This window comes from Nocardioides sp. YIM 152315 (assembly GCF_029210375.1).
GTDB lineage: Bacteria > Actinomycetota > Actinomycetes > Propionibacteriales > Nocardioidaceae > Nocardioides.
Genome location: NZ_JARGER010000034.1, coordinates 87854 through 94714, shown reverse-complemented (window position 1 = coordinate 94714; position 6861 = coordinate 87854). Strand labels below are relative to the sequence as shown.

Genomic DNA, 6861 nt, shown 5'->3' with positions numbered 1-6861 from the left:
CGACCCGCCAGCTGAACCCGAGGCCGAGGGCAAAGTCACCGGAACCTTCCTTACAGACAGGACTTCGTCCCTCCTCAACCACCGGGCGCCGGGTGTCAGGCCTCGCAGAGTCCTCGCGCCGCTTCGATGACCTCGTCCTCGGTCACGAGCACCAGGCGGGCAGCCGGGCCGAGGGGCACGTAGGAGTCAGCGCTCGCGACCCGACCGATCCGGCCGCGGTGGCCCCGCTCGACCAGTGCGGTCACCACGCCCTCGCCGACCCCGCCCGATCGCCGGGTCTCGTCGACGACGAGTACCCGGTCGAAGCCGGCGGCGTACGCCGCGAGCTCGTCGACGGGCAGCGGCGCGATCCAGCGCAGGTCGAGCACGGTGGCGCGGATCCCGTCGTGCTCGAGGGTCCGCGCGGCGCGCAGCGACATCGGGACGCCGTTGCCGAAGGTCACCACGAGCAGGTCCTCACCGTCTCCGTGGGCACGCGGCCCGCGGGGCGTGCCGCCGGCGGCGTACGGCGCGGTCCAGAGCCCGTCGCCCGGCTCGTGCAGGTCGCGCGAGTGGTAGAGCGCGATCGGCTCGACCACCACGCAGACCCGCCCGTCGAGCTCCGCGAGCTCGGCGCACTCCCGCAGCAGCGGCGGCGCGTCGGCCGGGTGGGCGGGCACGCACACCACCAGGCCGGGGACGTCACGGAGCACCGCGAGGGAGTTGTCGTTGTGGAAGTGCCCGCCGAAGCCCTTCTGATAGGCGAGCCCGGGGATCCGCACGACCATCGGGTTGCGGTAGTGGCCGTCGGAGAAGAACGCCAGCGACGCCGCCTCGCCGCGCAGCTGGTCCTCGGCGTTGTGGAGGTAGGCGAGGTACTGGATCTCGGGCACCGGCAGCAGGCCCGCCAACGACGCACCGAGCGCGGTGCCGAGGATCGTCTGCTCGTCGAGCAGCGTGTCCATCACCCGGCGGCCGCCGAACCGCTTCCGCAGGCCCCGGGTCACGCCGTAGACGCCGCCCTTCACGCCGACGTCCTCACCCAGCACGAGCGCGTGCGGGCGCTCCTCGAGCAGCTCCACGAGGGCGGCGTTGATCGCCTGGGCGAGGGTCAGCGGCCCTTCGGGCGGACCGGACGACGCACGCCGGGGTGGCGCCGGTCGGGTGTCGGGTCGGTGCAGCGGACGCACGACCGCGCCGCGCGAGGAGAGCCGCCGCTCGCCGATGACCGACTTCGCCTCCGCCATGACCGCGGCCCGGGTGCGCTCGTAGCGCTCGAGCACCTCCGCCGGAGAGCACGCCCCGGTCTCGACGAGGTACGCCGCGGTCGCCAGCACCGGGTCGCGGGCGTGGTCGCGGGCGATCTCGGCGCTGGTGCGGTAGCCGAGCTCGACGTCGGAGCCGGCGTGTCCGAGATAGCGCACGGTCTGCAGGTGCAGCAACGCGGGACGGCGCCGCTGCCGCACCCGCTCGACCGCGGCTTCGACGTCGGCGAGCAGCCGGTCGGGGCGTGGCGACGCGACCTCGACGTAGTCGACCCCCGGCAGGCGCCGCAGCGTCGCCTCCACCCAGCCCGCCGGGGTGCGCGTGCTGATGCCGAGGCCGTTGTCCTCGACCGCGAGGAGGAGCGGGAGGTCGAGGCCACGATGGACGAGGTACGCCGCGGCGTTGAGCGCGCCCTGGGCCGTCGAGTGGTTGACGGAGGCGTCCCCGAGCGACGTCACGACGATCGCGTCCTCCGGCCAGCGGCGTTCGGGCGCGAGGTCGGCGAGGTTGCCGAGCGTGAAGGCGAGCCCGACCGCCCGCGGCAGATGGGAGGCGATCGTGGAGGTCTGCGGGACGACGTGGAGGGCGGGGTGCCCGAAGACCTTGTGCCGACCGCCGGAGATCGGGTCCGACGAGGCGGCGGTGAGCCCGAGGAGGACGTCGCGGACGGGGTCGGTCGCGCCGTCCGGGTGCTCGGCCGCGTTGCGGGAGGCGCGGGCGGCGTAGAACCCGCCGGACCGGTAGTGCAGCAGCGCGGGGTCGTCGACGCGGGTCAGCAGGCCGAGGGCGGCGTTGGCCTCGTGGCCGGACGACCCGATCGTGTAGAAGCCCTCCCCCTGGGCCTGCAGCCACCGGGCGGCGAGGTCGAGGTGCCGGCTCTGGAGCTGGGCGTCGAAGAGCGCGAGCACCCGCGCGGGATCGACCTCGTCGGCGACGCCCCGCCGCAGCGCCCGCACCTGCGCGACGAAGTGCTCGTCGATCGCCTCCCGCATCCCCGCCTCCGTCCCCGGTCCCGCCACGCACCACTCTTCCACCGGGAGGTCGACCTGACGGGTACGACACGTTCTGACACAGATCTGTCATCTTCGGTCACAATGGGTGGATGCGCGACGATCTTCTCGAGCTCAGCCGGACCATCGACCTGACCGCCCTGGGCGACCGGGTGCGCTCCGCGCGCCTGCGTGCGGGACTGACCCAGGCAGAGGTCGCCGGCGACACCGTCTCCGTCGGCTACGTGTCCCGGATCGAGAGCGGCCAGCGCCGCCCCGACCCCCAGCTGCTCGAGACGATCGCCGAGGCGCTCGGCGTCAGCGTCGACGAGCTGCTCGTCGGCGTGTCACCCGACCGGGTCACCGAGCTGCGGGTCGAGCTCGACCACGCCCAGCTCGCGTTGGCGACGGGCTCGGGCGACCAGGCCCTCGAGATCGTCGACCGGATCCTCGCGGATCCCGCGATCCAGAGCATCCCCGACCTCGAGCGCGAGGCGTCCTACCTGCGGGCCAGGGTGCTTCAGCTCTCCGGCGACCTGTCCGGCGCGATCATCGCGCTCGAGGATCTGGCCGAGACGACACCACACGACCTCTCCTGGCTGGCCGGCCTGACCGCGCTGTGCCACTGCTACCGGGAGTCCGGCGAGCTCGGCCGGGCGATCGAGGTCGGCACCCAGGCCACGCGCTTCATCGAGGACCACGGGCTCACCGGGCTCGACGAGGCGGTGCGCCTGACCCTCTCGCTGGCCGCGGCGTACGTCGAGCAGGGCGACGTCGACTACGCCTCCCGGATGTGCCGACGGGTGATCGAGCGCGCCGAGGAGGCCAGCTCCCCGGTGGCGAAGGCATCGGCGTACTGGAACCTGTCCATCATCGAGGCGATGCGCGGCAACACCCAGCTCGCGCTGCCGATGACCCGGCGGGCCCTGGCCGTGCTGGAGGCCACCGACGACGCCCGCAACATTCCCCGACTGCGGACCGAGCTGGGCATCCAGCAGCTGCTCGTGGACCCCCCGGAGCCGGCCGAGGCCCTCGAGCTCCTCACCAGCGCCGCTCTCGAGATGGAGGTCGCCGGCGCTGGGCCCGGCGACCTGGCCGACAACCACCTGGCCCAGGCGCGTGCCCGGTTCCTGCTGGGTGACGTCGCGGCGGCACGAGCTCAGGCGGCAGCAACTGCCGAGGCGGCGCGCACCAGCACACCGATCGTGGCCGCCGACGCCTACGCCCTGCTGGGCCAGATCGCCGTCAACGACGGCGAGCAGATGGTCGCGCGCGACCACTTCCAGGAGGCCGTGCTCCTGCTCACCGGACTGGGCGCCGACCGCTCGGCGGCCCAGCTGTGGTTCGAGCTGGCGGGTCTCCTCGAGGGCGTCGGTGATGCCACGGCGGCACTCGACGCCTACCGGCGCGCGGCCGCGGCCACCGGGTTGGTGGCTCCGACTACACGCCGTCTTGAGCCGCAGACAGCCAGCTGACTGCGGTCACGCTCTCAGGACTGGTCTGTCACAGGCAGCACCAGCGGTGCGCGGAGGCCGACTGCCCGGAGTCCGACGCGGCGGCCTGCACGGCGCCTCCGAACCCCACCAGCGACAGCACCGCGACGACTCCGACCAGCATCCTGCGCGTACGAGCCATGATCTTGTTCTCCCTCTTCGTGAGTCACATTCGGAATGAATGTGACAGATACTTGTCATATCTTGGCAAGTGATGTGGCAGAATGGCCATACGCCGCGCATCGAGACGCCCGCCGGACTCGGAGCCCCCCATCCCCGAGCCGGCCTGTATCTCGGGCGTGCGTGGCAGCAACACTGCGACGGCCCCGTCGGCCACCCCCCTGAGCCGACGGGGCCGAGCGCTGTCTAGACCGCTGGTCCGGACCGCTCGCCGGCGAGCCCGGGCCGTTTGCCCCTCGCCCTGGCGCCCGATCCGGGTGCACCCTCGGGACATGAGCGCCTACGTCCGCGAGTTCAGCGAAGGCAACCGGGACCTGAAGGACCTGCTCGGCGGCAAGGGGGCGAACCTGGCCGAGATGACCAACCTCGGCCTCCCGGTGCCGCCCGGCTTCACGATCACGACGGAGGCCTGCCGCGCCTTCCTGGCCACCGAGCGTGAGCCCGACGGGCTCGACGCCGAGGTCGACGAGCACCTGCGCGTGCTCGAGCAGGGCCGTGGGAGGCGACTCGGCGACCCCGACGACCCGTTGCTGGTGTCGGTGCGGTCGGGAGCGAAGTTCTCCATGCCCGGCATGATGGAGACGGTGCTCGACGTCGGCCTCAACGACGCCTCGGTGACCGGACTGGCCCGGGTGAGCGGCGACGATCGCTTCGCCGTCGACTCCTACCGCCGGCTGCTGCAGATGTTCGGCACGACGGTCCTCGGCATCGACGCGGACCTCTTCTCGGTGGCCCTCGAGCGCGGCATGCAGCGGCGGGGGGTGCGAGCCGACACCCAGCTCGACGCCGACGACCTGCGCGCGCTGGTGCAGGAGTTCCAGGGGATCATCCGGGAGCAGACCGGCGCCGACTTCCCGCAGGACCCGCGCGAGCAGCTCCGGCTGGCGATCCGGGCGGTCTTCACCTCCTGGAACACGCCGCGGGCCGCGCTCTACCGGCGCCAGGAGCACATCCCGGACGACCTCGGCACGGCGGTCACCGTGCAGACGATGGTGTTCGGCAACCGGGGTGAGCGATCGGGCTCGGGCGTCTGCTTCACGCGGGACCCGGCGACCGGGTCGCCAGGCGGGTACGGCGACTACCTGCCCAACGCGCAGGGCGAGGACGTCGTCGCGGGCATCCGCAACACCTTGGCGCTCGACGGCCTGGCCGAGCTCGACCGACCCAGCTACGACCAGCTGATGGAGGTCATGTCGACGCTGGAGGGGCACTTCCGCGACCTCTGCGACATCGAGTTCACGATCGAGGACGGCAGCCTCTGGCTGCTGCAGGTGCGCGTCGGCAAGCGGACCGCGGAGGCCGCCGTACGGATCGCGGCCGACCTGGTCGACGAGGGCGTCATCGACCTCGACGAGGCGCTCGCGCGGGTGCCCGGGCAGCAGCTCGCGACGCTGCTCTTCCCGCGGTTCGCGCCCGACGCCGAGCGCACCGCCGTCGCGCGTGGGCTGAGCGCGTCGCCCGGCGCCGCGGTCGGCCGCGTGGCGCTCGACTCCGAGACCGCGGTCGCGTGGGCCGCCCGCGGCGACGACGTCATCCTGGTGCGCAAGGAGACGACGCCGGACGACCTGCCCGGCATGGTCGCCGCCCGCGGGATCCTCACCAGCCGCGGCGGGAAGACCTCCCACGCCGCCGTCGTCGCCCGCGGCATGGGGCGCACGTGCGTCTGCGGCGCCGAGGCCATCGAGATCGACCTCGACTCCCGCGCCTTCCGGGTGCGCGGCGGTCCCGTCGTCGCCGAGGGCGAGACCGTCTCCGTCGACGGCAGCACCGGCGAGGTCTTCCTCGGCGCGGTGCCGGTCGGTGACTCGAGCGTCGTACGACAGATGGCAGGCGAGGACGTCGACGACCCCGTCGGCGCCGCGGCGGCGCGCCTGCTCGCGCACGCCGACAGTGTGCGCAGACTCGCGGTCCGCGCGAACGCCGACACTCCCGACGACGCCCGTCGGGCCCGTCAGCTCGGTGCCGCCGGCATCGGCCTCTGCCGCACCGAGCACATGTTCCTCGGCGAGCGGCGCGAGCTCGTCGAGGAGCTGATCGTCGCCGCCGACCAGGCGGGCCGGACGGCGGCGCTCGACAGGCTCCTTCCCCTGCAACGCGCCGACTTCGTCGAGGTCCTCGCCGCGATGGACGGGCTGCCGGTGACCATCCGGCTCATCGACCCGCCGCTGCACGAGTTCCTCCCCGATCTCACCGACCTCGCCGTCCGCGTCGCGCTGGAGGACGAGCGCCACGTCGAGGACGAGCACGACCACACACTGCTCACGGCGGTGCGCCGGCTGCACGAGCAGAACCCGATGCTGGGGTTGCGCGGGGTCCGCCTCGGCATCGTGATCCCGGGTCTCTTCGCCATGCAGGCGCGCGCGGTCGCGGAGGCCGCGGCCGACCGCGTCGCGGCCGGCGGCGACCCGCGGCCCGAGCTCATGGTGCCGCTCGTGGCCTCGGACCGGGAGCTGCGGCTCGTACGAGACCAGCTCGAACAGGTCGTGGCCGACGTCGAGCGCTCGCGCGGGCTCCGTCTCGAGATCCCGATCGGCACCATGATCGAGCTGCCCCGAGCCGCGGTGACCGCCGACCGGATCGCACGTTCGGCCGACTTCTTCTCGTTCGGCACCAACGACCTCACGCAGATGACGTGGGGCTTCTCCCGCGACGACGTCGAGTCCGAGTTCGTCCAGGACTACCTCGACCAGGGGATCTTCGCGACCTCGCCGTTCGAGTCGATCGACGTGGAGGGTGTCGGCGAGCTGGTCCGCACCGGTGTCCGCCTGGGCCGCGGCACCCGTCCGGACCTGCACCTCGGCGTCTGCGGAGAGCACGGAGGCGACCCGCGCTCGATCCACTTCTTCGACGAGGTGGGCCTCGACTACGTGTCGTGCTCGCCCTACCGGGTGCCGGTCGCCCGTTGGGAGGCGGGTCGCTCGGCGATCGAGCTCCGCCCATGCTGACCCGCCCGA

At 73.0% G+C, this 6861-nt stretch carries 4 protein-coding genes; 2 read left to right on the top strand and 2 right to left on the bottom strand.

Translation table 11 applies throughout. The features are described from left to right. Positions 1-95: 95 nt before the first annotated feature. A complete protein-coding gene (locus PZ894_RS11310) occupies positions 96-2237 on the bottom strand; it encodes a transketolase C-terminal domain-containing protein (RefSeq protein ID WP_275744808.1) in 2142 nt (713 codons plus the stop codon). Between the two features lie 110 nt (positions 2238-2347). On the opposite strand from PZ894_RS11310, the gene PZ894_RS11305 reads away from it, so the two are divergent. After that, positions 2348-3709 (top strand): helix-turn-helix domain-containing protein, encoded by a 1362-nt coding sequence (locus PZ894_RS11305; RefSeq protein ID WP_275744807.1) that lies wholly within the window; start codon positions 2348-2350, stop codon positions 3707-3709. Positions 3710-3737: 28 nt separating this feature from the next. Here PZ894_RS11305 and PZ894_RS11300 read toward each other — a convergent pair whose 3' ends face one another. Further along, on the bottom strand, positions 3738-3869 hold the full coding sequence (locus tag PZ894_RS11300) for a hypothetical protein (protein ID WP_275744806.1): 132 nt from the start codon (positions 3867-3869) through the stop codon (positions 3738-3740). Positions 3870-4179: 310 nt separating this feature from the next. Here PZ894_RS11300 and ppdK point away from each other — a divergent pair, with 310 nt between their 5' ends. Further along, positions 4180-6852, top strand: coding sequence for a pyruvate, phosphate dikinase (gene ppdK / locus PZ894_RS11295; RefSeq protein ID WP_275744805.1), 2673 nt, complete (start codon positions 4180-4182; stop codon positions 6850-6852). The last annotated feature ends 9 nt before the right edge of the window (positions 6853-6861 follow it).

Excerpts from the sequence above, each read along its gene's own strand:
- ppdK (WP_275744805.1), top strand. The coding sequence starts at position 4,180 with ATGAGCGCCTACGTCCGCGAGTTCAGCGAAGGCAACCGGGACCTGAAG.
- PZ894_RS11300 (WP_275744806.1), bottom strand. The coding sequence starts at position 3,869 with ATGGCTCGTACGCGCAGGATGCTGGTCGGAGTCGTCGCGGTGCTGTCG.
- PZ894_RS11310 (WP_275744808.1), bottom strand. The coding sequence starts at position 2,237 with ATGCGGGAGGCGATCGACGAGCACTTCGTCGCGCAGGTGCGGGCGCTG.
- PZ894_RS11305 (WP_275744807.1), top strand. The coding sequence starts at position 2,348 with ATGCGCGACGATCTTCTCGAGCTCAGCCGGACCATCGACCTGACCGCC.